This window comes from Kitasatospora sp. NPDC091207 (genome assembly GCF_044768625.1).
In the GTDB taxonomy this organism is placed as follows: domain Bacteria; phylum Actinomycetota; class Actinomycetes; order Streptomycetales; family Streptomycetaceae; genus Kitasatospora.
The window spans coordinates 243,147-268,744 of the sequence record NZ_JBIVVS010000007.1 but is presented as its reverse complement, the minus strand read 5'-3'; the positions used below and the strand labels follow the sequence as shown (position 1 = coordinate 268,744).

Genomic DNA, 25,598 nt, shown 5'->3' with positions numbered 1-25,598 from the left:
ACGGAAAACGCGGTGCCGGGCGTCCGCACCCGCCCGGCACCGCGCGAAGGAATCCGGCCCGCCCCGGCCCCCGGCGACTACCAGCGGGACAGGTTGATGTCGTACATCGTCACCTGGTGGCCCTGGTTGCCGTTGAAGTCGTACTGCTCCCAGTTGAAGACGGTCCAGGAGCCGAGGCCACCCCCCAGATAGGTGATGACCCGGTTGTTGCCCGCGTCGATCCGGTCCACGTTGTAGACGCGGACGGACATCCAACCGTCATTCGCGAAGCAGAGCACACTGCTGTAGCCGTAGTTGTACACCTTCGCGAAATCGGTGCGGTTTCCGCATTCGACCCGGCTCACCGCGTTCGCGCCGGCCGTCGGCAGCAGTGCGGCCGCGGCGGCGGTGAGCACGGCGACGGCGCCGATCCGACAGGCCAGGACATTTCCGGTGCGGCGATCCCTGCGGGGATGTGCGGGATTTGTGCGGCGAATCATGAAACCCCTCCATCGACAGCGGTTGCGACTCCAGAGATTTACATGGAGGCCTGTCGCCGAACAGCTGTTTTCCAGCCAAGCCGAAACCCCGCGACAACCCGCCGGGCCGGGGCGAAGCGGAATGCGCTAGGGTCCGAACAACCTTGCTGTGGATCAGGATCGGAGCAGACGATTGGCACGTCCACCACATTTCGGACGATTCACCGCCATCACTCTGGCAGCCGCACTGTCGGCCATTTCCGCAGGCTGCGCCGACTCCTCCGGAGAGCCCTCGGCGAAATCCTCGCCGAACCCCCCGGCGATCGGCACACCGAAACCTCCGGAATCCGGGCGCGCCGGAATGACCGGACTGCCGCTTTCCGCTTATCAGGCCAATGACCAGGTGGCCGTGAAAGAGATTCAGGCCAGGAATATGCTGGTCATCTCCTGTATGCGGGGGGCCGGATTCACCGGGTTCGGCGGCGACGGCCTGCAGGCCGCGCAGGCCCCGGACAACGCCACGGCCCTGCCGGCCGGCGCCTGGGGGTATCTCGGGGCCGAGGTCGCCGCCGTCCAGGGGTTCCACCCGCCGAAGCGGGTGCTGCCCCGCGCCCCCGCACCGGCGGCCGGCTCCGGCGAGGCCTACGACACCGCCCGGGTCGACTGCGACCGGCAGGCGGCGGAGCGGATCGGCTCACCGCCCGGACCGGGTGCCGAACTGGTCGGCCGGCTCTTCGACGAATCGATCGGGGCGACCGGCCGCGACGCCCGGGTGGCCGCGGCGACCGGGGAGTGGTCCGCCTGCATGGCCGCCGCCGGTTTCCGGGTCGACGACCCGGCGGCCCTGCCGGAGCGGTACCGGGCCGCCGCGGAGATCACCCAGGATGAGCTCGCGACAGCCCGTGCCGACGCCGACTGCACGACCCGGAGCAACCTGGCGGGGATCTGGTTCGCCGTGCTGGCCGGTTACCAGCGGCAGCAGATCGACCGGAACGCGCAGGCCCTGACCGCCCAGCAGGAGGCGGTCAGGGCCCAGGACGCGAAACTCACCCGGCTGGTGGCCGGCGGCTCATGAGGAACCGGGCTCGCGGGCCGGGCTCATGAGGAACCGTGCTCGCGGGGAACCGGGTCGAGCCGGCCCCGACGGCTCAGCGCCGCCGGTTGAGACCCACCGTGTTCGGGGTGGCGTAGCCGCTGCCGTCGTCGACGATCACGATCTTCGGAATGACCCGGGTCTCGTCGGCGCCCGCCACGGCGCCGGTGGCGGTCGACCCGCCCGGCGGCGTGGCCGGTCGGGGCGGCACCGGTCCAGGGCTGACCGGGCCGGGGCTGACCGGGCCGGTGGTGACGGCTTCGGCGGCAGCCGGCGGATCAGCCGGGGCGGGGTCCGGGGCGGCGTCCGAGGGAGCGGCGTCGAAGGCGCCCGCCTCGGGCCCCACCGGGCCGGGGGTGACCGGCAGCACCGCCGTGGCCGCCTCGGCGACGGCGGGCTGCCCACCGCCCACCGCGACGGCCTTGCGCAGGCTCGCCACCGCGATCTCGCCGGTGTCCGCCTCGGAGTCCACCACCGGCTCGCCCCCGTCCCGGTGGTCGGCCGCCTCGGCGACCTCGACCGGCTCGATCGCGCCCACCGCCGCGCCGGTGAGCGAGGCGAGGGTGCCCTTGATGTGGTCCAGGTGCTGCTGCACCGTCTCCTGCCTGGTGGCGAACTCGCGCTGCTCGCGCTCGCTCGCCGCGTTGATCCGCTCGGCCTCGCGCCGGGCCTGCTCGATCAGCTGGTCCGCCCGGGCCTGCGCCTCGGCGTCCGACTGCTTGATCTTTCCGAGCACGGACTCCCGGTACTGCTCGGCCTCCTTGACCCGACGCTCCGCGGTCGCCGAGATCTGGGCGTCCTCGGCGTCGGCCTTGGCCCCGGCCGACGCGAAGGTCTCGTCGGCCTCCCGGCGCAGCTCGGCGAGCTTGGCCTCGGCCAGCTCGGACGCCTCGGCCGCCGCGACCCGCACCTTGGCGGCGTGGGCCGTGGCGGCGTCGCGGACGGCCCGGCTCTCGCGGTCGGTGTCGGCCCGGATCGCCTCGGCCTCGGAGCGGGTCCGCTCGTCGGTGCGCCGGGCGGCCTGGTCGGCCTCGGAACGGGTGGTGGCGCCGTACTCCTTCGCGGCCTGGCCGAGTGCCTGGCCGGCCTCGTAGACCTCGTCGCGGAGGTCCTCGGCGAAGCGCTCGGCGGCCTCCCGGACCGCTGTGGCCTCGTTCACGGCCATCGTGGCCAGTCCGGCGGCCTGCTCGCTGAGGACCTGGTAGTCCGGGTCGGGGGCATCGGCGGCGGCCTGCCGGATGTCGGCCAGGCGCCGCTCCATCTCCCGGAGTCCGGCGCCTAGCACGCTCAGTCGCTCCCACGCCTCGTCCCGTTGGACGGTGAGAGCGTGCAGGGCTCGGTCGACCTGCTCGGGCGCGTAACCGCGCCGGGCAGCGGTGAAGCCGTGCTGGGGGACGGCATCGCTCATGGGCTCTTCCCCTCGTGTCGCGGGCTGCGGAGCCCATGATCGGACGGAACGGACGGATCCGGAACCGAATCCGGCAGCCGGTCCGAATTCGGACGTCGTACGGATCGGAACGCGGCGAGGAATGGACGAGTAGACCCATCCTCTTGACCTATTTTGCGCAGATCAGGGCGAAACCCCAACGAGGCAGAGCCGCGACGGCACGCCGAAGGGGTCGTTCCGGACACCGGAACGACCCCTTCCACCTGCACGGATCCGAGCCGGCCCGCTACATCAGGCCGTCCCAGAACTGCTCCAGGAGGACGGCCCACCAGGTGTCCGCCGACTGCAGGGCCGCCGGGTCGATCGCGGCGAGCTGAGCCTGGAAGTCGGTCGTCCAGCGACCGGCCTGGTCCGGGGTCAGCCCGTACCGCAGCCGCCACATCCGGCCCAGCAGGGCCAGCGCGCGGACGAACTCCGGTACACCACTGTTGACGAACCGGGGCGGCTCGCCGGTTCCGTCCATGTCCACCGCGACCACGTGCGCCGTGCCGTACTGCACACAGAGCTGGCGTCCGTAGTCGTTGCCGAGCACCAGGTAGCCGCCGAAGTCCGGGGCGCCGGCCAGACCGCGCTCGGCGGCCAGCTCGGCCAGCGTCGGGATCGGGCGGCCCTCCTGGGCCTGGGCCCAGAAGAAGGGCCCGAACTCGCGCGGCAGACCCGCCCACATCAGGGTCTGCGCCACCGGCTCGGGGACGCCCTGGCGGGAGACGGCCCGCTGCTCGAACTGGAACACGTTCGGGCCGAAGGCCTGGCCGAGTTCCTGGCCGAGCTGCTGCGGCGCGATCGGCGGCAGCGGCGGGACGGTGCCCGGGGCCGGCAGCGGCACCCGGAACGGGCGGACCCGCTGGGCACCGGACGCCAGCTGGTGCAGCTCGTCCAGGTGGTCGAGCAACTGGGCCATGCCGGCCTGCCGGGAGTGGTGGTCCCGGCCGTAGTCGGCGGTGTGGGTGAGCCGGACGTTCGGCCAGGAGGCGGCGATCATCCGGTTGCAGTAGCCGCCCGGCAGGTCGCAGGACTCCAGCTCGGTGTAGAGCTCCAGGACCTGCTCCGGCGGGACGTTCAGCCGGCGCAGGTCCTGCAGGATCTTCCACTCGGGGTGCGGCGTGCCGGGCTCGCTGCGGTGCAGCAGCTTCTGCTCGGACCCGTCCGGGCCGCGGTAGCTGAGCGCGGCGAAGTAACCGGGGCCGACGGCGGGCACGCCCGGCGGCACCGGGGCGCCCTGCGGCGGACCGGGGACGGGCGCCGGCGGGACGGCCGGCGCGGGGGCCGGAGCCGGGGCGACGGGCGCCGCCGCGCCCGGGTAGCCGTAGCCGGCCGCAGGCGCGGCGGCGCCGGGCGGGGGCGGCACGGCCGGGCCGCCGGACGGCGGGGTGCCGGGATCGGCCGGGATGCCGCCGAGCAGCGCGGGGTCGATCGCGCCCGCCAGCTGGGTGCGCTCGTAGGCGACCCCGGCGCCGGGCGGGCCCGCGACGGGCGGCGCGGGCGGGGCACCGGCGCCCCGCAGGCCGGCCGGCGGCGGGGGCGGCGGGGTTCCGCCCGCGCCACGACCGCCCGCGCCCCCGGCGGGGGCACCCGCGCCCGGGGACTGCCGCAGCTCGCCCGGCGGGGGCGGCGGCGGGGTGGAGGCCGAACCCCGGCCGAGCGAGACGGGTGCCGCGCCCGGCGCGGCCGAGCCGCCGCGCAGGGCGGCCGGCGGGGGCGGCGGCGGGGTGGAGCCCGGACCCCGGCCGAGCGCCCCGTGCGGCACCTCGGCCGCCGGGGCGGCGGGCGCGCCGGGGCCGGGCGCGCCGGGCAGGCCCATCAGACCGGGCAGCGCGTCCGGCGAGGCGAGCATGGTCGCGGCGTGTTCGACGCCGGGGCCGCCCGGCGGCGGGGGCACCGGAACCCCCGGAGCCGGTGCGCCGGGAATCGGTGCGGTCGGGACCGGTGCGCCGGGAATCGGTGCGGTCGGGACCGGTGCGCCGGGAATCGGTGCGCCGGGGCCACCCGGGCCGGGTGCGCCGGGCAGGCCCATCAGACCGGGCAGGCCGTCCGGCGGCGCCAGCACCGTCGGCGCGGGTTCGGCCGCCGGCGCGGGAGCGGGGGCGGGCACCGCGGCCAGGCCGTAGCCGCCCTCGGGCAGCAGCACGGTGGCCGCCTCGGCACCGGGCCGGGGCGTGCCGGGCAGTCCGGCGCCGTTGGTGCGCAGACCGTCGGGCAGCAGCACGGTCGCCGCCTCGGCACCACCGGCACCACCGACGGACGGGGCGGGCGGGGCGAACGGCGGCTCGGCCACCGGCGGGGCGACGGGCGGAGCCGCCTGAAACGGCCCGCCGTGGGCGGGCGGCGGGGCCAGCATGGTCGGCGCGTCCCCGGCCGGCCGCTCGGACACCGGCGGCGTGGTCAGCACGGCGGGCGCCGGCCCGGCCTGGGGCGCGACCGGCACGACCGGCGCGACAGCGAGCGCGGGCACGGCGGACGGGGCGGCGGCCGGAGCCCCGAGCCGCTCCGCCTCGGCGGCGATCGCCGCGGCCCCCGCCTCCTGGAGCCACTGCGGGGGGCTGAGCAGGAAGGACGTCGCCTCGACCGGCCCGGGCGCGGGCTTCGCCGCCCCGGCCGGATTGGCCGCGACCGGCCGCCCGTAGACCTCCTCGTACTGCCGGACCACCTCGTTGACCGGCAGCGCGGGCCAGAGCGTACTGGCGCCGGAGTCACGGGCGATCACCAACCGCGCCTCACCCGCCGAACCACCCGAGGCCGCCGAACCGCCGGCGCCACCCGTACCGTCCGAGCCGTCCGACCGGCCGCCGGTCTCGCCGGCCGCGCCCCCGTCGGGCTGCACCGCCCAGCAGACGAAGCCCAGGTCGAACTCCCGGACCCGCACCTCGCGCTGCTGCGAACGCGGCACCCCGCCGTTGATCCACTCGTCGGCGAGCTCCTGTGCCTGCGCGTACGTCACCACGCCCGGTTCACCCCTGTCCCCTTCGTCCCCGCTTGTTCCGCTACCACCACCGCCGCCGGCGCCGTACGGGCCACGTCAGCCCACCGGCACGGCGCGGGCGAACCCGCCGTCCACCATCAGCTCCGCGACCGTCTCCAGCTCCGGCGGGCTGCCGGCCAGTCGGAGCAGGAAGTCGTCGAAGTCCTCGCCACAGGGCAGCAGCAGCCGGGCGACCCGCTCCTCGGGCGCCTCCGGGGCACCGGCGTCGCGGGCGTCGTCGTAGAGGCAGAACCAGACCGAACCGATCCGGTCGCCGCGTACCTTGAGCGCCACGATGCCGCCCTGGGCGTAGGCGATGCCCAGGTAGTCCTTGGTGAGGTGGTCGCGCAGGCACTTGTTGGCGTACACGACGTCCTCGGTGCCGTACTCCTCGCTGAGGGTCAGGAACGGCTGGTCGAGCAGCAGCCCGAGTTCGGGGTCGAGGGCCACGCCGACCGGGGCCCGGCCGCCGGCCAGCTTGAGGAAGGTGCGGTAGGCGCCGGGCAGCCGGTAGCCGAGGCGTTCCTCGGCCCGCTGCACCAGGTCCTCGGGGACGCCGATCGGGTCGCTGCCGTCCCTGGCGAGCGAGAAGTGCACCGGCCGGCGATCCTGCAGCGGGCGGGTGCCGCGGCGGCCGTGGTCGGCGGTGGAGGTGGCCAGGCCGCCGTGGTGCCGCAGCAGTGCCTTGACCTCGACCGGGACGAGTTCCATCCGCCGCCAGCCGGGCGCGGCCCGGCCGACCGCGTGGTGCCAGGTCCAGCCGGGCGGGGTGGCGACGGCGGTCTCCAGGTCGGCCCAGAGCGGATGCCCCTGGGTGAACTGCGTGGCGTTGGCCGAGACGTAGTCGGTCAGCCGCAGTTCGTCGACGCCGAAGCCCGCCGGCGGGTCGGCCACCTCGGCCGCGGCGGCCGCGTACGGGCCGAAGTCCGGGTGGCCGTGCTCGTCCACCCGGACTCCGGCGGGGTGTCGCTCCGCACGGACCGGGTCCGGGAACTGCACCACCTGACCTGCGTACGCCGCGTTGGGCGCGGCGGCGACGCCGGGCCGACCTGTCGTCATCTGGGAGCCCCCACTGGCTGCTGCAAATTCGGTGCGCTTGCTGGACACCAGCGTAGGGGGTCGCCCCGGGCCACGGCCCCCCACCCGGGGGACTCCGCACGGGCGGAGCGCACGGGCGGAGCGCACGGGCGGAGCGCACGGGCGGAGCGCACGGGCGGAGCGCACGGGCGGAGCGCACGGGCGGAGCGCACGGGCACGGGCACCCGCGGAGCGCGGCCCGCCGGGGTCAGGCGCCGAGCGCCTTGGCCAGCGCCCCGGCGACGCGTTCCTGCTGCCCCCCGGTGATCTGCGGGTAGAGCGGCAGGGTGAGCAGCTCCCGGGCGGCCCGCTCGGCGACCGGGAACGCGCCCGCGCCGTGGCCGAGATGACGGAACGCGGGCTGGAGGTGGACCGGCACGGGGTAGTGCACACCGGCGCCGATGCCCGCGGCCACCAGCGCGGCGAGGACGGCGTCCCGGTCCCGGCCGGGCCCGATCCGCACCGCGTACAGGTGCCAGACGTGCTCGTTGCCGGGCGCGACCCGCGGCAGGGTGACGCCGTCGAGGCCGGCCAGCAGCCGGTGGTAGCGCTCGGCGGCGGCGCGGCGGGCCTCGTTCCAGGCGGGCAGCCGGCGCAGTTTGGCCCGCAGTACGACGGCCTGCAGCGCGTCCATCCGGGAGTTGAAGCCGAACCGCTCGTGCTCGTACTTGCGGCCCGAGCCGTGGTCACCGATCAGCCGGACGGCGGCGGCCAGCCCGCCGTCGTCGGTGACGACGGCGCCCGCGTCCCCGTACGCGCCGAGGTTCTTGCCGGGGTAGAAGCTGGTGGCGGAGATCAGCCCGTGGAAGGCGCGGCCGTGCTGCCGGGCGCCCTGGGACTGCGCGGCGTCCTCCACGACGGGCCGGCCGGCGGCCAGTTCCAGCAGCGGGGCCATCGGGGCGAGCTGGCCGTTGAGGTGGACGGGCAGCAACGCGACGGCGCCGGGCAGCGCGTCCGCCGCGCGCTCGGGGTCGATGAGCAGGTGGTCCGGGTCGGCGTCGACCAGCACGGGGCGCAGCCCGGCCCGGAGCACGGCCTCGGCGGTGGCGACGAAGGTGTTGGCGGGCAGCACCACACCGCCGCCGGGCCGCAGGTCGAGGGCGCGCAGGGCCAGTTCGAGCGCGTCGGTGCCGTTGGCGGCGCCGACGCAGTGCCGGGTACCGGAGAAGGCCGCGTACTCCGCCTCGAAGCCGGCCGTCTCGGGGCCCTTGATGTAGCCGCCGGTGGCGAGCACCCGGTCGAACCCGGCCCGGACCTCGGCCGCCACCTCGGCGTGCGCGGCCTTCAGGTCCACCAGCGGAACGGACTGGTCGGCGGTCCGGTCGGCGGACCGCTCGGCGGACTGATCGGTGGTCATCCTGGTCTCCCCCTGGGGCGGCTCGGCGGATCGGGGCGGGCGTACGGCGGCGACGGCCCGGGCCCGCCGGTGGGCGGGCCCGGGAGCCGGGGGCTGTCGACGGGGGCCGGGCGGTCCGGCTCAGCCGAGGGCCGCGCGCAGGGCGTCGACCACCCGGTCCTGCTGCTGCTCGGTGAGCGCGTGGTAGAGCGGCAGGATCAGCGAGCGGCGGGTGAGCAGCTCGGTGACGGGCAGCGGCACCCGCGCGGCGCCCTTGTACGGGGCCTCCAGATGGGCCGCCATGATGCCGCGCCGGGCGGAGACGCCCTCGGCGGCGAGGTCGCCCAGCACCGTGCGGCTGTCGCGGGCGCCGTCCGGCAGCAGCAGCCAGCAGGACTGGTAGTTGGTGCTGCCGTGCGCCGGGTCGGCCACCAGCCGGGCGCCGGTGCCGGCCAGCAGCGCCCGGTACCGCTCGGCGAGTTCGCGCCGCCGGGCGACCATGGCCGGCAGCTTGCGCAGCTGCACCAGGCCGATCGCCGCCTGGATGTCGGTCATCCGGTGGTTGAAGCCGATCTCGTCGTACGTCTCCAGCGGCCCGGCCCCGCCCCGCGCGGCGTGCCGGTCGGCGGCGGAGACGCTCATCCCGTGCTCGCGCAGCCGGCGCAGCCGGGCGGCGGTCGCGCCGTCCCGGCAGGTGACCATGCCGCCCTCCCCGGTGGTGAGCAGCTTGCGCGGGTGGAAGGAGTAGGCGGCGAACGCGGCCGTGCTGCCCACCGGCCGGCCCCGGTACACCGAGCCGGCCGCGCAGGCGGCGTCCTCGACCACGGTGGCGCCGCGCGGCTCGACCAGCTCCCGGAGCCCGTCCAGGTCGACCGGGACACCGCCCTGGTCGACCGCGATCACCGCCCTGGTCCGCCGGGTGAGCAGCGGTTCGACGGTGGCGACGGTGAGGTTGCCGGTGGTGGCGTCCACGTCGGCGAAGACCGGGACGGCACCGACGTAGGTGACGGCGTTGGCGGTGGCGATGAAGGAGAGCGAGGGGACGACCACTTCGTCCCCCGGCCCGACGCCGGCGCCGATCAGCGCCAGGTGCAGGGCGGTGGTGCAGGAGGAGACCGCGACCGCGTGCGGCACCCCGAGGTGCTCGGCGAAGGCCCGCTCGAACGCGGCGACCCGGGGGCCCTGGGCCACCCAGCCGGAGCGGACGGCCTCGGCGGCGGCGAGGGCCTCCTCCTCGCCGAGCCAGGGGATCATGACGGGGATGGTGGACACAGGTGCACTCCGAACTGCCGTTCAGACAAGGGGGACTACTGCTCGCGCCACCAGGCGACCAGCCTGCGCAGGCCGTCATCGAGGCCCAGTTCGGGCTTCCAGCCGAGGTCGTGCTCGGCGGCGGTGATGTCCGCCAGGCGCCGGACCACGCCGCCGGCCGTGCCCCGGGCCGGGCCGTGCTCGACGTCCAGGTCGGCGCGGTCCATCGCGGTGAGCAGGGCGTCGGCCAGGCCGCGCAGCGAGACCTCGGTACCGCTGGCGATGTTGTAGACCCGGTCGGTGACGGGCGCCGCGGCGGCCAGCAGGTTGGCCCGGGCGATGTCCTCGGTGTAGACGAAGTCCATGGTCTGGGCGCCGTCCCCGAAGATCAGCGGCGGCTGCCCGGCGGCGATCCGCTCCATCCAGCGGATGAACACCTCGGTGTACTTGCCGTGGACGTCCATCCGGGGCCCGTACACGTTGAAGTACCGGAGCACGACGTAGTCCAGTCCGGTCATGGCGTGGAAGCTGCGCAGCAGGCCCTCGTTGAAGACCTTGGCCGCCCCGTACAGGGTGTCGTTGTGGTACGGGTGCTGGGTCTCGGGCGTCGGGAAGACGTCGGCGAGGCCGTAGACGGAGGCGGTGGAGGAGGCGATCACCTTGCCGACGCCGGTCTCCGCGGCGGCCTCGACCACGTCGAAGGTGCCGTCCACCATGATCTCCAGGGCCAGCCGGGGCTCGGTGGCGCACTGGGTGATCCGGATCGCGGCCAGGTGCAGGAGCAGGTCGGTACCGGGGTTCAGCAGCTCGCGCAGGAGCCCGCGGTCGCGGATGTCGCCGTCCACCACCCGCAGCTGTCCGGGGGCGGCGATCTCCTGGGCGTACGCCAGGTTGGCCCTGCGGCCGCGGACGAAGTTGTCGAGCACGATCACCTCGCGGGCGCCCGCCTCGATCAGCTGGTCGACGACGGTGGAGCCGATGGTGCCGGCCCCGCCCGTGACCAGGCAGCGGGAGCCCTCGATCTGTACAGCGTTCACCGCGCGGCGGCCCTCTCGTGTGCGTCGGACAGTCGGTCGATCGTCACAGCGTCGTCGAGCCCGGCGCCCACCGGGACGGTGGCGCCGCCGAGTTCCAGGCTGAGCGAGGCGGCCTCCAGCAGCTGCAGCACGCGCAGCCCGGACCGGCCGTCGGTGAGCGGGGCCCGGCCCTCGGTGATGGCGGCGGCGAACTCGGCCATCACGTTGCGCAGCGCCTCCTGCTCGACCAGCGCGGGTGCGACCATCTCGCCCACCCGGTAGGAGATCCGCGTCCGGTGGCGGATCGCGTCGGTCAGCTCGTCGGGCGGGGTGAGGTCCACGCCGCGGTCGTGCACCGCGAGCCGGGCCTGCGGGTTGAGGTCGTCCCAGACCAGGGTGCGCCGCGAGCCGCCGATGAGCGTGGTGCGGACCTTCGTCGGGGAGAGCCAGTTGACGTGGCAGTGCGCCAGCGCGCCGTTGCTCAGCCGGACCGTCAGGTAGGCCACGCAGGCCCGGCCGGCGCCGATCGGGTCGGCGCCCTGGGCGGAGACGCCGATCGGTTCGACGCCCGGCGGCAGCACGAAGTCCAGGATGGACAGGTCGTGCGGGGCGAGGTCCCAGAGCACGTCCACGTCCGGCTGGACCAGCCCGAGGTTGATCCGCACCGAGTCGAAGAACTGGACGTCGCCGATCTCCCCGCCGTGCACCAGTTCGCGGATCCGGCGCACCACGGGTGTGTAGCAGAAGGTGTGGTCGCACATCAGCACCAGCCCGCGCTCCTCGGCGAGCGCCACCAGCTCGGCGGCCTCCGCGGCCGAGGTGGTGATCGGCTTCTCCACCAGGACGTGCTTGCCCGCCTCCAGCGCGGCCCGGACCAGCCGGTAGTGCGCGGCGGCGGGCGTGGCCACCGCGACCGCGCCGACCCGTTCGTCCGCGAGCACCCGCGCGAACGAGGTGGTGGACCGGACGGTGCTGTACTCCCCCAGCACCCGCCGGGACTTGGCCTCGTCCAGGTCGCAGAGCCAGTGCAGGCGCAGCGCCGGCGTCTGCTGCGCGTTGCGGACCAGGTTCGGGCCCCAGTAGCCGGCGCCGACCACCGCGATCCCGATCGGGTGCGCGGGCGCGGGCTGCGGCGGCACGCCCGGTGTGGGCACGTGCTCGCCGGGCGCTTCGTTGGCGGTTTCCGTCTCCGTCATCGCAAGACCCCCCTTGCTCGTCGTCGACTTGGCCGTCGGGGCGCCCGTACCGGCGCGTCCCGCCGGCCGCACGCCGGGGCGCCCGTGCCCCGGCGGCCTCAACGGCCATGCCGAGCAAAGGAGTTGCCGAACAGCCGATCAACCCCCCGGGGACCGGCCACCCCCTTGGCTCGCTGCTGGAACGCTACCGGCCACCGCCCCCGGCCGGGGGCGGATTGGGGAAACCCGGGGACGAGTCGTGACGATGGCGTGCGGATCCGGCCAACACGGCGTGCCCAGCGCGCCGCCCACCGCCGCCGACCACCCTCCGTCACCCCCCGGTTGTGCGGATGTCGGTGCCATTTGACAGGCTTGCCCCGGACTGACCCCGCTCAGCCGTACCACCAGCGGAGAAACAGGAGGAGGACGACGCATGACCACCGGCGAACCGGACGGCCCGCCCGTACTGCGCCATCTTCGCGACAGCCTGCTGCCCGCCGTCGCCGCCGCCCTGTCGCTGAAGGGCGGCGAGGTGCACACCCTGGCCGGTGACAAGCCCGCCCGGCGCCCGGCCCTGCACCCGCTGGTCGGCGAGTTCCTGGACGCGCTGCCGCTGGAGCACCGCGAGCGCTTCACCGGCCGCTGCCCGGAGGCCGTCCTGCTCTCCCAGTACCTGACGCTCGTGGACGGCAAACGCTCCAAGCGCGCCTCCCGCAAGCCGATGAGCCTGCCCGAGGCCCGCAAGGCGCTCAAGGGCTCCCGGCTGACCACCGTACGCATCCGCGAGGAGCACGACCCGGCGCACGGCACCCACGCCCCGCCCTGCCGCTCCTGCCTGCCGCTGCTGGAGCACTTCACCGTGCAGAGCGTCGCCGTCGGCCCGCCCGCCGGCTGACCGCGCCCCTCGTACGCCCCCTGCCCCCGAGCCACCGGAGCCCGCCCTGAACCCGCCCAGCCCGCCGCCGCCCCCGCCGAGCACGCTCGGCGGGCCCGCCCAGCGGACCCGCCCGCGCTTTCCCGCCGATGTCGCCGCCGAGCTCAAGGCGGCCGGCTGGCACCCCGGCCGCTGGCAGATCCGCCAGGCCGAGGAGTGGGCCGACACCCTGGCGGCGTACGGCGGCCCGGCCGACGTCGGACACGCCGTGTTCCCGGCGGCGGTGGAGGCCTGGGCCGAGTTCGGCGGCCTCGCCTTCGACCTCGACGGCCCGGGGCGTCAGCTCGCCCGCACGCCCTTCCTGGTGGACCCGCTCCGCGGGCTCCACCAGCCGCGCACCCTGGCCGACCTCGGCCGCGCCCTGGACACCCGGCTCGCCCCGCTCGGCGAGGAGGCGTACGGCCAGGCCCTGCTGGCCGTCGACGAGGCGGGCCGGGTCTACAGCCTGGACCACACCGGCGAGTGGTTCCTCGGCCACGGCATCGACCAGGCGATCACCGCCCTCGTCCTCGGCACCGCCCCCGAGCGGCTGCGCACCGCCGACGAGGACTGACCGACTGATCGCCCCACCCGGCACCGCCCCACCCGGCACGGCCACGCCCGGCACGGCCACGCCCGGCCCGCGGCCTCACGCCAGCCGGTCGGCCCGGACGGCCAGCCGGGACGGCAGCACCGCCTCCACCCGGAAGCCGCCGTCCGGCTCCGGCCCCGCCGAGAAGGTGCCGCCCAGCGCGACCACCCGCTCGCGCATCCCGATCAGTCCGTTGCCCCCGCTGGGCAGCGCCGCGGCGGTCCGTTCACCGCCCGGGCAGGCGTTCACCACGGTGACCCGCACGCCGTTGGGCGCGTAGGCGAGCAGCACCGAGACCTGGGCGCCGTCGGCGTGCTTGTGCGCGTTGGTCAGGCCCTCCTGCACCACCCGGTAGGCGGTCTGCTCGGCCTCGCCGGTGAACTCCTGACGGCTGCCGCTGACGGTCAGGGTGACGGCCATGCCGGCCGCCCGCGACTGGTCGACCAGCCGGGGCAGCGCGACCAGCGAGTCCGGCTCCGCCGCGGTGTCGTCCGACATCCGCAGCACCCCGAGGATCTCGCGCAGCTCGTTCAGCGCCTGCCGGCCGACCTCCCCCATCAGCTTGGCGCTCTGCGCCGCCTTCTCCGGGTCCTTCGCCACGATCCGCTCCAGCGCCCCGGCGTGCACCACCATCAGCGACACCCGGTGGGCCACCACGTCGTGCATCTCCCGGGCGATCCTGGTCCGCTCCTCCAGCCGGGCCCGGCGGGCGCGCTCGCGGGCCTGTTCGGCCAGCAGGTCCAGCTCGGTCTCCAGGCCGTGCGCACGGTCCTTGAGCGACTCGATCAGCCGCCGTCGCGCACCCACGTACAGGCCGGTCACCACCGGCGGCACGGTCAGGCCGACGGCCACCAGCACCGACAGCAGCACCTGCCCCCAGAGCGGCGGCTGCTCCACCGCCAGGTCGGAGGGGGTGAGCATGGACACCAGCATCACGCCGACCGCCTCGGCGAAGGCCAGCGCCGACAGCGCCACCACCCGCCGGCGCCGGGTCGGCCACTCCCAGGTCTCGGCGAGCGTGTAGAGCGACACCGTCAGCAGCACCACGCCCAGCATCCCGGGCATCGCCACCAGGGCCACCAGCACCGGCACCGCCGGCCAGCGCCGCCGCAGGACCAGGGTGGTGCCCGCCAACGCGCCGAACAGCGCGACCCCGACGATCGCCGCCACCCCGAGGTGGACCCGGGAGACCACGAAGGCGACCGCACTGGCCGCGCACTCCAACGCCGCCAACGCGGCCAGCCCGATGTCCAGGAGAGCGCTGCGCCGCCGCTCCCACCACCAGAACGACCGGTCCCGCTCGCGCTCCCCAGGCGACTTGCTCATAGCACCACAGCCTAAGCGTGAACCTTGATCCATCCCCACCCGGTTCCGTTCCGACACCCATCGAGGCCCTCAAGTGGTCCAGACCACATGGGCGGCATGTGATCTTGTCCGCCATCCGGCCACCTCGCGGACAGCAACCGCCCCGACACCTATGCTGGGTCGCGTCGGACAGCGCGGTCCGCACGCGTCACACCCGCCACACGTGCGCGGAACTGTGACGATGAGCCGTTGCCGAACCCCACCACCACAGGGAGCCAGCCGTGACCGCTCCGGTCCCCACCCCGGCGGACAGCCCCAGCCGTGTCGGCGCAGCCGGCGCCGACGCCGACAACACAGCCCTGCGCGCGGACATCCGCCGCCTCGGCGACCTGCTCGGCGAGACCCTGGTCCGCCAGGAGGGCCCCCAGCTGCTCGGCCTGGTCGAACAGGTCCGGCTGCTCAGCCGCACCGACGGCGAGGCCACCGCCGAGCTGCTCTCCGACATCGACCTGGAGACCGCGGCCAAGCTGGTCCGCGCCTTCTCCACCTACTTCCACCTCGCCAACGTCACCGAGCAGGTGCACCGCGGCCGGGAGCTGGCCACCCGCCGCGCCCGCGAGGGCTCGCTGCTCGCCCAGACCGCGGACCAGCTCGCCGAGGCCGACCCGAAGCACCTCCAGGACACCTTGGCCCACCTGGCCGTCCGCCCGGTCTTCACGGCCCACCCCACCGAGGCCGCCCGCCGCAGCGTCCTCAACAAGCTCCGCCGGATCGGCGAGCTCCTCGACCGGATCCACCGCGAGCAGATCGCCGCCGGCCTCTCGCACGCCGACCCGGCCCGCACCTCCTCCGCCAAGCGGCAGGCCGACCGCCGCCTCGCCGAGGTCATCGACCTGCTCTGGCAGACCGACGAGCTGCGGATCGCCCGCCCCGAGCCCACCGACGAGGCCCGCAACGCCGTCTACTACCTGGACGAGCTGTACCGCGAGGCCGTCCCCGAGGTCCTGGAGGAGCTGCACGAGGAGCTCGCCCGGGTCGGCCTCACGCTGCCCGACGGCGTCCGCCCGCTCACCTTCGGCACCTGGATCGGCGGCGACCGCGACGGCAACCCCAACGTCACCCCGCAGGTCACCCGGGACGTCCTCAACCTCCAGCACGAGTACGGCATCATGGACGCCCTCGCGGCCGTCGACGACCTGCGCAACTCGCTCTCCACCTCCGAGCGCCTGGCCGGCGCCTCGGCCGAGCTGCTCGCCTCGCTCAACGCCGACCTGAAGGCGCTCCCCGAGCTCAGCCCGCGCTACAAGCGGATGAACGCCGAGGAGCCCTACCGCCTCAAGGCCACCTGTGTCCGGCTCAAGCTGGAGAACACCCGCGAGCGGCTCGCCCAGGGCACCCCGCACGTCCCCGGCCGCGACTACCTCGGCACCCGCGAGCTCGTCGCCGACCTCCGGCTGGTCCAGGAGTCGCTGCGCTCCCACCGCGGCGGGCTGATCGCCGACGGCCGGCTCGCCCGCGCCATCCGCACCATCGAGGCCTTCGGGCTCCAGCTCGCCACCATGGACGTCCGCGAGCACGCCGAGGCCCACCACCACGCGCTCGGCCAGCTCTTCGACCGGCTCGGCGAGGAGGCCTGGCGCTACGCCGACATGCCCCGCGAGTACCGGCAGAAGCTGCTCGCCAAGGAGCTCCGCTCGCGCCGCCCGCTCGCCCCCACCCCGGCTCCGCTGGACGCCGCCGGCACCAAGACCCTCGGCGTCTTCAGCACCATCCGCGAGGGCTTCGAGCGGTTCGGCGACGAGATCGTCGAGAGCTACATCATCTCGATGTGCCAGGGCGCCGACGACGTCTTCGCCGCCACCGTGCTGGCCCGCGAGGCCGGTCTGATCGACCTGCACGCCGGTATCGCCAAGATCGGCATCGTGCCGCTGCTGGAGACCACCGACGAGCTCCAGGAGGCCGACCGGATCCTGGACGAGATGCTCTCCGACCCCTCCTACCGGCTGCTCGTCTCGCTGCGCGGCGACGTCCAGGAGGTCATGCTCGGCTACTCCGACTCCTCCAAGTTCGGCGGCATCACCACCTCCCAGTGGGAGATCCACCGCGCCCAGCGCCGGCTGCGCGACGTCGCCCACCGCTACGGCATCCGGCTGCGGCTGTTCCACGGCCGCGGCGGCACCGTCGGCCGCGGCGGCGGCCCCTCGCACGAGGCCATCCTGGCCCAGCCGTGGGGCACCCTGGAGGGCGAGATCAAGGTCACCGAGCAGGGCGAGGTCATCTCCGACAAGTACCTGCTGCCCTCGCTGGCCCGGGAGAACCTGGAACTGACCATCTCGGCCACCCTCTCCGCCTCGGCGCTGCACACCGCCCCGCGGCAGGCCCCCGAGGAGCTGGCCCGCTGGGACGCCGCGATGGACCAGGTCTCCGCGGCCGCCCACACCGCCTACCGCGCCCTGGTCGAGCAGGAGGACCTGCCGAAGTACTTCTTCGCGGCCACCCCGGTCGACCAGCTCGCCTCGCTGCACCTGGGCTCCCGCCCGTCCCGGCGCCCCGACTCCGGCGCCGGTCTGGACGGCCTGCGGGCCATCCCGTGGGTGTTCGGCTGGACCCAGTCCCGCCAGATCGTCCCCGGCTGGTTCGGCGTCGGCGCCGGCCTCGCCGCCGCCCGCGACGCGGGTCTCGGCGACGTGCTGGACGAGATGTACGGCCAGTGGCACTTCTTCCGCAACTTCCTGTCCAACGTCGCCATGACGCTGGCCAAGACCGACCTGCGGATCGCCCGCCACTACGTCGAGCAGCTGGTGCCCGCCGAGCTGCACCACGTCTTCGACCAGATCACCGCCGAACACGAGCGGACCCTGCGCGAGGTGCTCCGCCTCACCGGCGAGAACGAACTGCTGGAGCACAACCCCGTGCTGAAGCAGACCTTCACCGTCCGCGACGCCTACCTCGACCCGATCTCCTACCTCCAGGTCGCGCTGCTGCGCCGGCAGCGCGAGGAGGCCGGCACCGGCCGCCCGGAGGACCCGCTGCGGGCCCGCGCCCTGCTGCTGACCGTCAACGGCATCGCCGCCGGCCTGCGCAACACCGGCTGACCGGTGCGGGGTACACCCCGCACCGGAACACCCGAAGGGCCCCGCAGCCGGCGCTGCGGGGCCCTTCGCCCCCGTTCCCCCGTGTTCCCGGTGGCTCCTCGTGGTCCCCCGTGGTCCCCCGTCAGTCGATCGGCCTCACCTCGATCACCAGCTTCGCCCCGTACCGGGCCAGAATGTCGGCCTTGGCAGCCGCGGCCTGCTGGGTGACGAAGATCAACCCGGTGCCGTCCTCCGAGATCCGGATCTCGGAGATCTTCACACCCCGCTGCGCCCAGTAGGCGGCGTCCTCCGACGTGATCCGCTCCGCCAGCGCCTGGTAGTACTTCCGCGAGCCGCCCACGTACACGAACTGGACAGTGACTCCGGTGTGGGGGACGGCCTCCGGCAGCACCTTGTCGATGTCGCTCCCCGAAGCCACCATCACGTACACCACGTCGGTGGTCACGTCGGTGCAGGCGCCGAACCAGTACTCCGGGTACTCCCGCGCACCGAAGCTCCTGATCGCGTTGGCCACCTCCCTCGTGTGACGGGCGACCTGATCCAGGCTCGCGCTCGCCTCCGGGCGCGGGGGAGTCCACGACGGGGCGGCCGGGTGTGTGGGGGTCGGTGCCAGGCCGTGCAGCTGCTCCCAACTGGGCATCCGCAGCGCGGCCGGCCCGGACCGGCAGCCGCCGTACAGTCCGCCCAGGTCATCGGACGGACTCTCCCCACCCCGGGCCGGTCCCGACGACCCGGCGCCACCACCCGCCCCCAGCTGCGTCAGCGCCCCCGCACCGACCGCCAGCACCGCCGCCCCCGCACCGACCGCCAGCACCGCCGCCACCACGACGGCCCGGAGCGCCAGGCCCCGGCGCGCCCGGCGCCGCCCGGCGGCTCTGAGGTCCGCCAGCGGCGGACTCCCGCCCACCCCCCGCACACGCGCCCCGAGCCGGACGACGAGTTCCTCCTCGAACCGGCCCTCGGCACCGTCCGCGCCGACCCGCCCGGTCCCGCCGTCAGCCGCCATGACCCACCATCTCCTCAGCCGGTGCCAGTTCCTGCCGAAGCGTCTTCATCGCGCGGGCCAGATGGGTCCGGGCGGTCGCCAGGGAGCACCCGAGCTCCTCGGCCACCTGGGCCACCGGCAGGTCGGCGTAGTACCGCAGGACCACCGCCGCCCGCTGACGCGCCGGCAGGGATCTCAGCGCCGTCTCCAGTTGCTCGTCCCGTGCGACGACCGAGGCCGCCGGGTCTCCGGCAGCCGCGGCGTCAGCACCTCCCGCCGGGTCCGCCGCCAGCGCGACACGTGGGTGCGGACCATCGCCTTGCGGACGTAGCCCTCGGCCGCCCCCGGATCCCGGATCGCGCCGCGCCGGGCGTACACCCGGGCCAGGGCGTCGTGCAGGAGGTCCCGTGCGTCGTGGATGTCCCCCGTGATCAGGAACGCGCCACGCAGCAGCGCCTGGTACCGCGCCGCGACGAACTCGTCTAACGGGTCACTCGCGGTGCCGTCCGGCCGCATCGATTCGCGCTTCATGCCCACAGGACGCACCGGCGGGCGAAAACGGATGACAGCCCCGGGAAAACACCGGAGGGGCCGGCGTCCGCACCGCGGACCCGGCCCCTCCGGCCCTCGTCACTCCCCCGGATCGCCCGCGCGCCGGCGCTTCACCCAGAGGGCCGCGCCGCCCGCCGCCACGACCAGGCCGCCGCCGACGGCCAGCAGGCCCGCGTCACCGCCGACCGAGCCGCCGAGCACCGGACCGAACTGCGCGGAGGCGGGATCCTGGGACACCACACCGGGATCGGGCTCGGCCACCGAGTCCGCGTGCGCCACACCGGCGCTGGAGAGCAGCACTCCGGCCGCCCCCAGCGCGCCGGCCGTACCGACCCTCCGGCCGAGCTTCCTCATCCGTGCCACCCGGACCGGCCGCAGGTGCCGGATCGGCCGCAAACTCCGCATCGAGAACTCCCCAGGACCCGTTCGCGTACGGGCCTGACGTTATCCGATCCCGCACAGGTTTCTCACACCCATTCAGGTTTGGACGCCAAGCGTTGTACGACTGTTGCGCAGTCGGCCACGTCCGGCACCGCCCGCCACCCCCCGGACCGGCCGCCGCACCCGGCGGGAGGGCGGCGCGCGGCGACCAGGAGCCGGGCTCCCTTGCGCGACAGTGCCCCTGACGCCGGATCAGCCAGCGCCGGACCGGGCCGCCCGGAGCGGGGGCACCCTGGCGCCACCGGCCGCGGGGCCGTGCCGCGGTCAGGAGTTGTAGACGCCCTGGGCCCGCTCCAGACCGTCGGAGAGCAGCGCCTCCACGGCGTCCGCCGACCGGTCCACGAACCACTCCAGCTCCTTGCGCTCGGTGCCGGAGAAGTCCTTCAGGACGAAGTCCGCGACCTCCATCCGGCCCGGTGGGCGGCCGATCCCGCAGCGCACCCGGTAGTAGTCCGGACCCAGCGACTTGGTGATCGACTTCAGCCCGTTGTGGCCGTTGTCGCCGCCGCCGAGCTTCAGCCGCAGCGCCGCGTAGTCGATGTCCAGCTCGTCGTGGACGGCCACCAGGGCCGAGGCCGGCGCCTTGTAGAAGTCCCGCAGGGCGGTCACCGGGCCGCCCGAGAGGTTCATGAAGGACATCGGCTTGGCCAGCACCACCCGCCGGCCCGCCAGCCGCCCCTCGGCCACCTGTGCCCGGCTCTTGTGGGCCTTGAACCTGGCGCCCATCCGCTCCGCCAGCAGGTCGGCCACCATGAAGCCGATGTTGTGCCGGTTCCGGGCGTACTGCTCCCCCGGGTTGCCCAGCCCGACCACCAGCCAGGGGCCCTCGTACGCGTCCTCGCTCATCGCATCGCTCCTCGTGCTCTCGCTCGTCGACATCATCCCGGACACACCGCTGCCCCGGCCGCTCCAGAACGGAGCGGCCGGGGCAGCGGTCAGACGGTGCGGGAGGCTCAGGCCTCGGCGCCGGCCTCGGCGGCCTCGGCGTCCGCGTCGGCCTGCGAGGCCTGGGCCCCGATGACCTGCAGCACGACGGCGTCGGCCTCGACGGCCAGCGTGGTGCCCTTGGGCAGCGTGATGTCACCGGCGGTGATGGAGGCACCGGCCTCCAGGCCCTCGACCGAGACGGTCACGGACTCGGGCAGGTGGGTGGCCTCGGCCTCGACCGGCAGCGCGTTGAGGACGTGCTCCAGCAGGTTGCCGCCGGGGGCCAGCTCGCCCTCGGTGAGCACCGGGATCTCGACGGTGACCTTCTCGCCGCGCTTCACGAGCAGCAGGTCGACGTGCTCGATGGTGCGCTTGATGGCCTGGCGCTGGATGGCCTTCGGCAGGACGTACTCGTCCTTGCCCTCGATCGGAACGACCAGCAGGGCGTTCGGGGTCTTCAGGGCCATCATCAGGTCGTGGCCGGGCAGGTTCAGGTGAACCGGGGCGTGGCCGTGGCCGTAGACGACACCGGGGACCAGGCCGGCACGGCGGGCCCGGCGGGCAGCGCCCTTACCGAACTCGGAACGGGTCTCAGCGGCGATGCGGATCTCGGACACGACTGCACTCCTCGTGAAAACTGGCGCGGGGGTGCAGGCAACGCGAAAAACCGCCGGGACCACACCCACAGTACGTTCGGGGGTCACTCGGCGGCGCACGACTCTGCCGACAACCGGAAGAACCGGCTCCAGCAGCGCGTCGATCACGGAGCGGGCACCCGACGAGCAGGCACACGGCTTCCCTCGCCGAGCAGTTTCACGAGTCTAACCGCACCGGTGGCTTCCCGTGAAATCGGGGGCGGCCCCGGCCCCTGAGGGACCGGGGCCGCCTGCGCGGGGCTTCGTCAGTGCACGCCCTCGAACAGGCTGGTGACCGAGCCGTCCTCGAACACCTCGCGGATCGCGGCGGCGATCGACGGGGCGATCGACAGCGTGGTGATCTTGTCCAGCTGGAGCTCGGCCGGCGTCGGCAGCGTGTTGGTGAAGACGAACTCGCTGACCCGGGAGTTCTTCAGCCGGTCCGCGGCCGGGCCGGAGAGGACGCCGTGCGTGGCGGCCACGATCACGTCCGCGGCGCCGTTCTCGAACAGCGCGTCGGCCGCGGCGCAGATGGTGCCGGCGGTGTCGATCATGTCGTCGACCAGGACGCAGACCCGGCCCTTGACGTCACCGACCACCTCGGCGGACAGGATGGTGTTGGCCTGCGTCATGTCGCGGCGCTTGTGGATGATCGCCAGCGGCGCGCCCAGGCGGTCCGACCACTGGTCGGCGACCTTCACCCGGCCGGCGTCCGGGGACACCACGGTGAGCCGGTCGCGGTCGACCTTCTCGCCCACGTAGTCCGCCAGCAGCGGCAGCGCGAACAGGTGGTCCACCGGACCGGAGAAGAAGCCCTGGATCTGCGCGGTGTGCAGGTCCACCGCCATGATCCGGTCGGCACCGGCCGTGGCCAGCAGGTCCGCGACCAGCCGGGCCGAGATGGGCTCGCGGCCCAGGTGCTTCTTGTCCTGGCGGGCGTAGCCGTAGAACGGCAGGATCGCGGTGATGCTCCGGGCCGAGGCCCGCTTCAGAGCATCGATCATGATCAGCTGTTCCATGATCCACTGGTTGATGGGAGCCGTGTGGCTCTGCATCACGAAGCAATCCGCACCGCGCGCCGACTCCAGGAAGCGGACGTAGATCTCACCGTTGGCGAAGTCCAGGGCCTTGGTCGGAACCAGCTCGGTCCCGAGCGACTCGGCCACCTCCCTCGCCAGCTCAGGGTGGGCACGGCCGGAGAAGAGCTTCAGTTTCTTCTCACCCGACGTCGTGATCCCGCTCACTGCACCGTCTCCTCGCGTTGCTGACGCTGAACCCGTCCGCACCGCAGGCAGGCGCGAGCCCGCTGGCGATAGGGGTCGGGGGAATGTCGGTACGCCTGGACACGGGCGGTAAGCCCAGTGGCGCACGTATGTCCCCCAGGTTACGCGCCCGCGCAGAAACCGTCCGCCCCGGGACCGCCCCTCGGACTCCCGCCCGCCCCGTCAGGCTTCCCCGGCCTCCTCCGACGCGGCGGCCGCGGCCTGCGCCGATGTGGTCCCGGGGCGCTTGCGCTCCACCCAGCCCGCGATGTTGCGCTGCTGCGCCCGGCTCACGCCCAGTGCGCCGGCGGGGACGTCGCCGGTGATCACCGAGCCCGCCCCGGTGTAAGCGCCGTCACCGACCGTCACCGGCGCGATGAACATGTTGTCCGACCCGGTCCGGCAGTGCGCGCCGATCACCGTGCGGTGCTTGTTCACGCCGTCGTAGTTCACCGTGACGGAGGCCGCGCCGATGTTGGTGCCCTCGCCGATCGTGGCGTCCCCGATGTAGGAGAGGTGCGGCACCTTGGCGCCCTCGCCCAGCACCGAGTTCTTCACCTCGACGTAGGTGCCGACCTTCGCCTTGCGGGCCAGCTTCGCGCCCGGCCGCAGGTAGGCGTACGGGCCGGCGGTGGCGAAGTCGCCCACCTCGGCGCCGTCCGCCGTGGTGTTGCTCACACGGGCGCCGACGCCGATCCGGGTGTCCTTGATGGTCGAGTTCGGGCCCACCTCGCAGCCCTCGCCCAGATGGGTGGCGCCCTGCAGCTGGGTGCCCGGCAGGACCACCGCGTCCGGCTCGTAGGACACCTGCACGTCGAACCAGGTCGTCGCCGGGTCCACCACGGTGACGCCCGCGCGCATCGCCCGGTCCAGCAGCCGGTCGTTCAGCAGGCGGCGGGCCTGGGCCAGCTGCACCCGGTCGTTGATGCCCAGGATGTCGCGGTAGTCCGCGGCCACCACGGCGCCGACCCGGTGGCCGGCCGTCCGCAGGATCTCCAGGGTGTCGGTGAGGTACTCCTCGCCCTGCACGTTGTCGGTGGTGACCCGGGACAGCGCCTCGGCCAACAGCTTGGCGTCGAAGGCGAAGACCCCGGAGTTGATCTCGTCGATCGCCCGCTGGGCGTCCGAGGCGTCCTTCTCCTCCACGATCGCCGCGACCGCGCCGTCCGCCCCGTCCCGCAGGATCCGCCCGTAGCCGAACGGCTCGGGGACGACCGCCGTCAGCACCGTGACGCCGTTGCCCTGCTCGGCGTGCGCCCCGGCGAGGGCCGCCAGCGTCGCACCGGTCAGCAGCGGCGCGTCCCCGGTGGTCACGATCACCGTGCCGTCCAGCTCCACCCCGTCGGCCGCCAGCGCTTCCAGCGCGGTACGGACGGCGTGCCCGGTGCCCTTCTGCTCCTCCTGCACCACGGCGCGCGCCGCCGGGTAGTGCGCCCCCAGGTGCTCCTGCACCTTCTCCCGCAGGTGCCCGACCACGACGACCAGCTGTCGCGGCGTCAACTCCTGTGCCGCCGCCACCGCGTGGCCCACCAGAGACCGTCCGCAGACCTCGTGCAGCACCTTGGGCAGGCTGTTCGACTTCATCCTGGTCCCGCCACCGGCGGCAAGCACGACAACGGCGGCAGGCGAATTGGCACTCACGGGGGGAGGCTCCTCAGTCGGTTCACAGAGAGGGCAGTGCAGCCCGGCCGGGACCCAGGCCGGTCGCCTTCGCACAGTCCGCCGAGCAGCCCCGACAATACCGGGGGGCGGGTGATACGCCCGAAACAGAGGCGTCTACTGGCTCCGCCGCTAGGATTCGAACCCAGACAAAGGCCTCCAAAGGGCCCTGTGCTGCCATTACACCACGGCGGATCGATCATCAACTCGCAGCGCCCAGGGCGCTTCGACACAGCCTAAGGGTTACGGCCGTGGACCTCCACCACCCGGCGCGGCGGACCCGGCCCGCACGGATTCCGGGCGTTGTCCATCCAGTCGGGTGAAATACGCCGAGCCGCCCGCGGTCACGTATTCCCCTGACGGCCGAACGCAACCTACGATGCCGTAGGTTACGCAGACGTAACCTCCACCCCCGCCCTCAAGGGACACCCATGACCATCCAGGCCGGCGAGGCGCGCGCCGATACCGCGCTCTCCATCGATCCCGCCCCCACCCTGCTCTCCGCGACCCGCGGCGGGGAGAGCCAGGGGCTCGCCGAGCGGGTCGCGCTCGGGCTGTTCATCGCCGTGCCGTTCGCCGCGCTGCTGGCGGCCGTGCCGGTGGCCTGGGGCTGGGGCCTGGGGTGGACCGACCTCGCGATCGCCACCGTCATGTACTTCCTCACCTGCCACGGCATCACGATCGGCTACCACCGCTACTTCACCCACGGCTCCTTCAAGGCCAACCGGGCGCTGCGGATCGCCCTCGCCGTGGCCGGGTCGCTGGCCATCGAGGGGCCGCTGGTCCGCTGGGTCGCCGACCACCGCAAGCACCACCGGTACAGCGACAAGGACGGCGACCCGCACTCGCCGTGGCGCTACGGCGAGACCGTCCCGGCCCTGCTCAAGGGTCTCTGGTGGGCGCACATGGGCTGGCTCTTCGACGAGGAGCAGACCCCTCAGCTGAAGTACGCGCCAGATCTCGTCGACGACCCGGCCATAAGGCGGATCTCCCGGCTGTTCTGGCTCTGGACCACGCTCTCGATGCTGATCCCGCCCCTGGTCGGCGGGCTGGTCACGCTCTCCTGGCAGGGCGCGCTCTCGGCGTTCTTCTGGGGCTCACTGGTCCGGGTCGCCCTGCTGCACCACGTCACCTGGTCGATCAACTCGATCTGCCACGCGATCGGCAGCCGCCCGTTCCGCTCCCGCGACCGCTCCGGGAACGTCTGGTGGCTGGCGGTCCTCTCCTGCGGCGAGTCCTGGCACAACCTGCACCACGCGGACCCGACCTCGGCCCGGCACGGCGTGCTGCGCGGGCAGGTCGACTCCTCGGCCCGGCTGATCCGCTGGTTCGAGCTGGCCGGCTGGGCCCGGGACGTCCGCTGGCCGGACGCGCAGCGGATCGCCGCCCGCCGCGCCGCATGAGGGCGCGCCTGCAGCAT

22 protein-coding genes and 1 tRNA gene are annotated in these 25,598 nt (G+C 74.2%); 5 read left to right on the top strand and 18 right to left on the bottom strand.

Annotated features, from left to right (window positions below):
- Window positions 1-77: 77 nt before the first annotated feature.
- Window positions 78-479 carry a beta/gamma crystallin domain-containing protein gene (locus tag ACIQTO_RS15750; RefSeq protein ID WP_402388133.1) on the bottom strand — a complete coding sequence of 134 codons (402 nt, stop codon included), beginning with the start codon at window positions 477-479 and terminating at the stop codon, window positions 78-80.
- Window positions 480-867: 388 nt separating this feature from the next.
- Between ACIQTO_RS15750 and ACIQTO_RS15745 the strand changes: the two genes are divergently transcribed.
- Entirely contained in the window at window positions 868-1,533 is a 666-nt protein-coding gene (locus ACIQTO_RS15745) for a hypothetical protein (RefSeq protein ID WP_402388132.1), read from the top strand.
- 73 nt (window positions 1,534-1,606) lie between these two features.
- On the opposite strand, the gene ACIQTO_RS15740 is transcribed toward ACIQTO_RS15745, so the two are convergent.
- From ACIQTO_RS15740 to ACIQTO_RS15710, 7 genes are all read right to left on the bottom strand, one after another.
- Window positions 1,607-2,959: a hypothetical protein gene (locus tag ACIQTO_RS15740; RefSeq protein WP_402388131.1), complete on the bottom strand. Its 1,353-nt coding sequence runs from the start codon at window positions 2,957-2,959 to the stop codon at window positions 1,607-1,609.
- Between the two features lie 265 nt (window positions 2,960-3,224).
- A complete protein-coding gene (locus ACIQTO_RS15735) occupies window positions 3,225-5,939 on the bottom strand; it encodes an SUKH-4 family immunity protein (RefSeq protein ID WP_402388130.1) in 2,715 nt (904 codons plus the stop codon).
- Between the two features lie 75 nt (window positions 5,940-6,014).
- The gene (locus tag ACIQTO_RS15730) at window positions 6,015-7,016 is read right to left on the bottom strand and encodes an SMI1/KNR4 family protein (RefSeq protein WP_402388129.1); all 1,002 of its coding nucleotides are present in this window, start codon (window positions 7,014-7,016) and stop codon (window positions 6,015-6,017) included.
- A 226-nt stretch (window positions 7,017-7,242) separates the two neighbouring features.
- Window positions 7,243-8,391, bottom strand: a complete 1,149-nt coding sequence (locus tag ACIQTO_RS15725) for a DegT/DnrJ/EryC1/StrS family aminotransferase (protein ID WP_402388128.1) — start codon at window positions 8,389-8,391, stop codon at window positions 7,243-7,245.
- Between the two features lie 120 nt (window positions 8,392-8,511).
- Window positions 8,512-9,624, bottom strand: a complete 1,113-nt coding sequence (locus tag ACIQTO_RS15720) for a DegT/DnrJ/EryC1/StrS family aminotransferase (RefSeq protein ID WP_402388127.1) — start codon at window positions 9,622-9,624, stop codon at window positions 8,512-8,514.
- A 53-nt stretch (window positions 9,625-9,677) separates the two neighbouring features.
- Window positions 9,678-10,658, bottom strand: a complete 981-nt coding sequence (locus ACIQTO_RS15715; RefSeq protein WP_402388126.1) for an NAD-dependent epimerase/dehydratase family protein — start codon at window positions 10,656-10,658, stop codon at window positions 9,678-9,680.
- Window positions 10,655-11,833, bottom strand: a complete 1,179-nt coding sequence (locus ACIQTO_RS15710; protein ID WP_402388125.1) for a Gfo/Idh/MocA family protein — start codon at window positions 11,831-11,833, stop codon at window positions 10,655-10,657. Before ACIQTO_RS15710 ends, ACIQTO_RS15715 begins: the two co-directional genes overlap by 4 nt.
- A gap of 412 nt (window positions 11,834-12,245) precedes the next feature.
- On the opposite strand from ACIQTO_RS15710, the gene ACIQTO_RS15705 reads away from it, so the two are divergent.
- Both ACIQTO_RS15705 and ACIQTO_RS15700 read left to right on the top strand, forming a co-directional pair.
- Complete coding sequence (locus tag ACIQTO_RS15705) at window positions 12,246-12,707, top strand: YwqJ-related putative deaminase (protein ID WP_402388124.1); 462 nt, start codon at window positions 12,246-12,248, stop codon at window positions 12,705-12,707.
- Window positions 12,708-12,753: 46 nt separating this feature from the next.
- The gene (locus ACIQTO_RS15700) at window positions 12,754-13,299 is read left to right on the top strand and encodes an SUKH-3 domain-containing protein (RefSeq protein ID WP_402388162.1); all 546 of its coding nucleotides are present in this window, start codon (window positions 12,754-12,756) and stop codon (window positions 13,297-13,299) included.
- A gap of 75 nt (window positions 13,300-13,374) precedes the next feature.
- On the opposite strand, the gene ACIQTO_RS15695 is transcribed toward ACIQTO_RS15700, so the two are convergent.
- Window positions 13,375-14,643, bottom strand: coding sequence for a sensor histidine kinase (locus tag ACIQTO_RS15695; RefSeq protein WP_402388123.1), 1,269 nt, complete (start codon window positions 14,641-14,643; stop codon window positions 13,375-13,377).
- Between the two features lie 260 nt (window positions 14,644-14,903).
- Between ACIQTO_RS15695 and ppc the strand changes: the two genes are divergently transcribed.
- A complete protein-coding gene (gene ppc / locus ACIQTO_RS15690; protein WP_402388122.1) occupies window positions 14,904-17,717 on the top strand; it encodes a phosphoenolpyruvate carboxylase in 2,814 nt (937 codons plus the stop codon).
- A 121-nt stretch (window positions 17,718-17,838) separates the two neighbouring features.
- Here ppc and ACIQTO_RS15685 read toward each other — a convergent pair whose 3' ends face one another.
- From ACIQTO_RS15685 to ACIQTO_RS15645, 9 genes are all read right to left on the bottom strand, one after another.
- Window positions 17,839-18,723: a hypothetical protein gene (locus ACIQTO_RS15685; RefSeq protein WP_402388121.1), complete on the bottom strand. Its 885-nt coding sequence runs from the start codon at window positions 18,721-18,723 to the stop codon at window positions 17,839-17,841.
- Window positions 18,713-18,892 (bottom strand): sigma factor-like helix-turn-helix DNA-binding protein, encoded by a 180-nt coding sequence (locus ACIQTO_RS15680; protein ID WP_402388161.1) that lies wholly within the window; start codon window positions 18,890-18,892, stop codon window positions 18,713-18,715. The genes ACIQTO_RS15685 and ACIQTO_RS15680 overlap by 11 nt, the downstream gene beginning before the upstream one ends.
- A gap of 5 nt (window positions 18,893-18,897) precedes the next feature.
- On the bottom strand, window positions 18,898-19,233 hold the full coding sequence (locus tag ACIQTO_RS15675) for a hypothetical protein (RefSeq protein WP_402388120.1): 336 nt from the start codon (window positions 19,231-19,233) through the stop codon (window positions 18,898-18,900).
- A 99-nt stretch (window positions 19,234-19,332) separates the two neighbouring features.
- Window positions 19,333-19,608 carry a hypothetical protein gene (locus ACIQTO_RS15670; protein WP_402388119.1) on the bottom strand — a complete coding sequence of 92 codons (276 nt, stop codon included), beginning with the start codon at window positions 19,606-19,608 and terminating at the stop codon, window positions 19,333-19,335.
- Between the two features lie 351 nt (window positions 19,609-19,959).
- Window positions 19,960-20,541: an aminoacyl-tRNA hydrolase gene (gene pth, locus ACIQTO_RS15665; RefSeq protein ID WP_402388118.1), complete on the bottom strand. Its 582-nt coding sequence runs from the start codon at window positions 20,539-20,541 to the stop codon at window positions 19,960-19,962.
- A 107-nt stretch (window positions 20,542-20,648) separates the two neighbouring features.
- Complete coding sequence (locus ACIQTO_RS15660; RefSeq protein WP_402388117.1) at window positions 20,649-21,239, bottom strand: 50S ribosomal protein L25/general stress protein Ctc; 591 nt, start codon at window positions 21,237-21,239, stop codon at window positions 20,649-20,651.
- A gap of 284 nt (window positions 21,240-21,523) precedes the next feature.
- On the bottom strand, window positions 21,524-22,501 hold the full coding sequence (locus ACIQTO_RS15655; protein ID WP_402388116.1) for a ribose-phosphate diphosphokinase: 978 nt from the start codon (window positions 22,499-22,501) through the stop codon (window positions 21,524-21,526).
- Window positions 22,502-22,702: 201 nt separating this feature from the next.
- Window positions 22,703-24,160: a bifunctional UDP-N-acetylglucosamine diphosphorylase/glucosamine-1-phosphate N-acetyltransferase GlmU gene (glmU, locus tag ACIQTO_RS15650; RefSeq protein WP_402388115.1), complete on the bottom strand. Its 1,458-nt coding sequence runs from the start codon at window positions 24,158-24,160 to the stop codon at window positions 22,703-22,705.
- A 139-nt stretch (window positions 24,161-24,299) separates the two neighbouring features.
- A tRNA-Gln gene (locus ACIQTO_RS15645) sits at window positions 24,300-24,373 on the bottom strand.
- Between the two features lie 236 nt (window positions 24,374-24,609).
- Between ACIQTO_RS15645 and ACIQTO_RS15640 the strand changes: the two genes are divergently transcribed.
- A complete protein-coding gene (locus ACIQTO_RS15640) occupies window positions 24,610-25,581 on the top strand; it encodes an acyl-CoA desaturase (protein WP_402388114.1) in 972 nt (323 codons plus the stop codon).
- The last annotated feature ends 17 nt before the right edge of the window (window positions 25,582-25,598 follow it).

Excerpts from the sequence above, each read along its gene's own strand:
- ACIQTO_RS15730 (WP_402388129.1), bottom strand. The coding sequence starts at position 7,016 with ATGACGACAGGTCGGCCCGGCGTCGCCGCCGCGCCCAACGCGGCGTAC.
- ACIQTO_RS15710 (WP_402388125.1), bottom strand. The coding sequence starts at position 11,833 with ATGACGGAGACGGAAACCGCCAACGAAGCGCCCGGCGAGCACGTGCCC.
- ACIQTO_RS15740 (WP_402388131.1), bottom strand. The coding sequence starts at position 2,959 with ATGAGCGATGCCGTCCCCCAGCACGGCTTCACCGCTGCCCGGCGCGGT.
- ACIQTO_RS15750 (WP_402388133.1), bottom strand. The coding sequence starts at position 479 with ATGATTCGCCGCACAAATCCCGCACATCCCCGCAGGGATCGCCGCACC.
- ACIQTO_RS15695 (WP_402388123.1), bottom strand. The coding sequence starts at position 14,643 with ATGAGCAAGTCGCCTGGGGAGCGCGAGCGGGACCGGTCGTTCTGGTGG.
- ACIQTO_RS15685 (WP_402388121.1), bottom strand. The coding sequence starts at position 18,723 with ATGGCGGCTGACGGCGGGACCGGGCGGGTCGGCGCGGACGGTGCCGAG.
- ACIQTO_RS15705 (WP_402388124.1), top strand. The coding sequence starts at position 12,246 with ATGACCACCGGCGAACCGGACGGCCCGCCCGTACTGCGCCATCTTCGC.
- ACIQTO_RS15720 (WP_402388127.1), bottom strand. The coding sequence starts at position 9,624 with ATGATCCCCTGGCTCGGCGAGGAGGAGGCCCTCGCCGCCGCCGAGGCC.
- pth (WP_402388118.1), bottom strand. The coding sequence starts at position 20,541 with ATGAGCGAGGACGCGTACGAGGGCCCCTGGCTGGTGGTCGGGCTGGGC.
- ACIQTO_RS15640 (WP_402388114.1), top strand. The coding sequence starts at position 24,610 with ATGACCATCCAGGCCGGCGAGGCGCGCGCCGATACCGCGCTCTCCATC.
- ACIQTO_RS15725 (WP_402388128.1), bottom strand. The coding sequence starts at position 8,391 with ATGACCACCGATCAGTCCGCCGAGCGGTCCGCCGACCGGACCGCCGAC.
- ACIQTO_RS15675 (WP_402388120.1), bottom strand. The coding sequence starts at position 19,233 with ATGAAGCGCGAATCGATGCGGCCGGACGGCACCGCGAGTGACCCGTTA.
- ACIQTO_RS15670 (WP_402388119.1), bottom strand. The coding sequence starts at position 19,608 with ATGAGGAAGCTCGGCCGGAGGGTCGGTACGGCCGGCGCGCTGGGGGCG.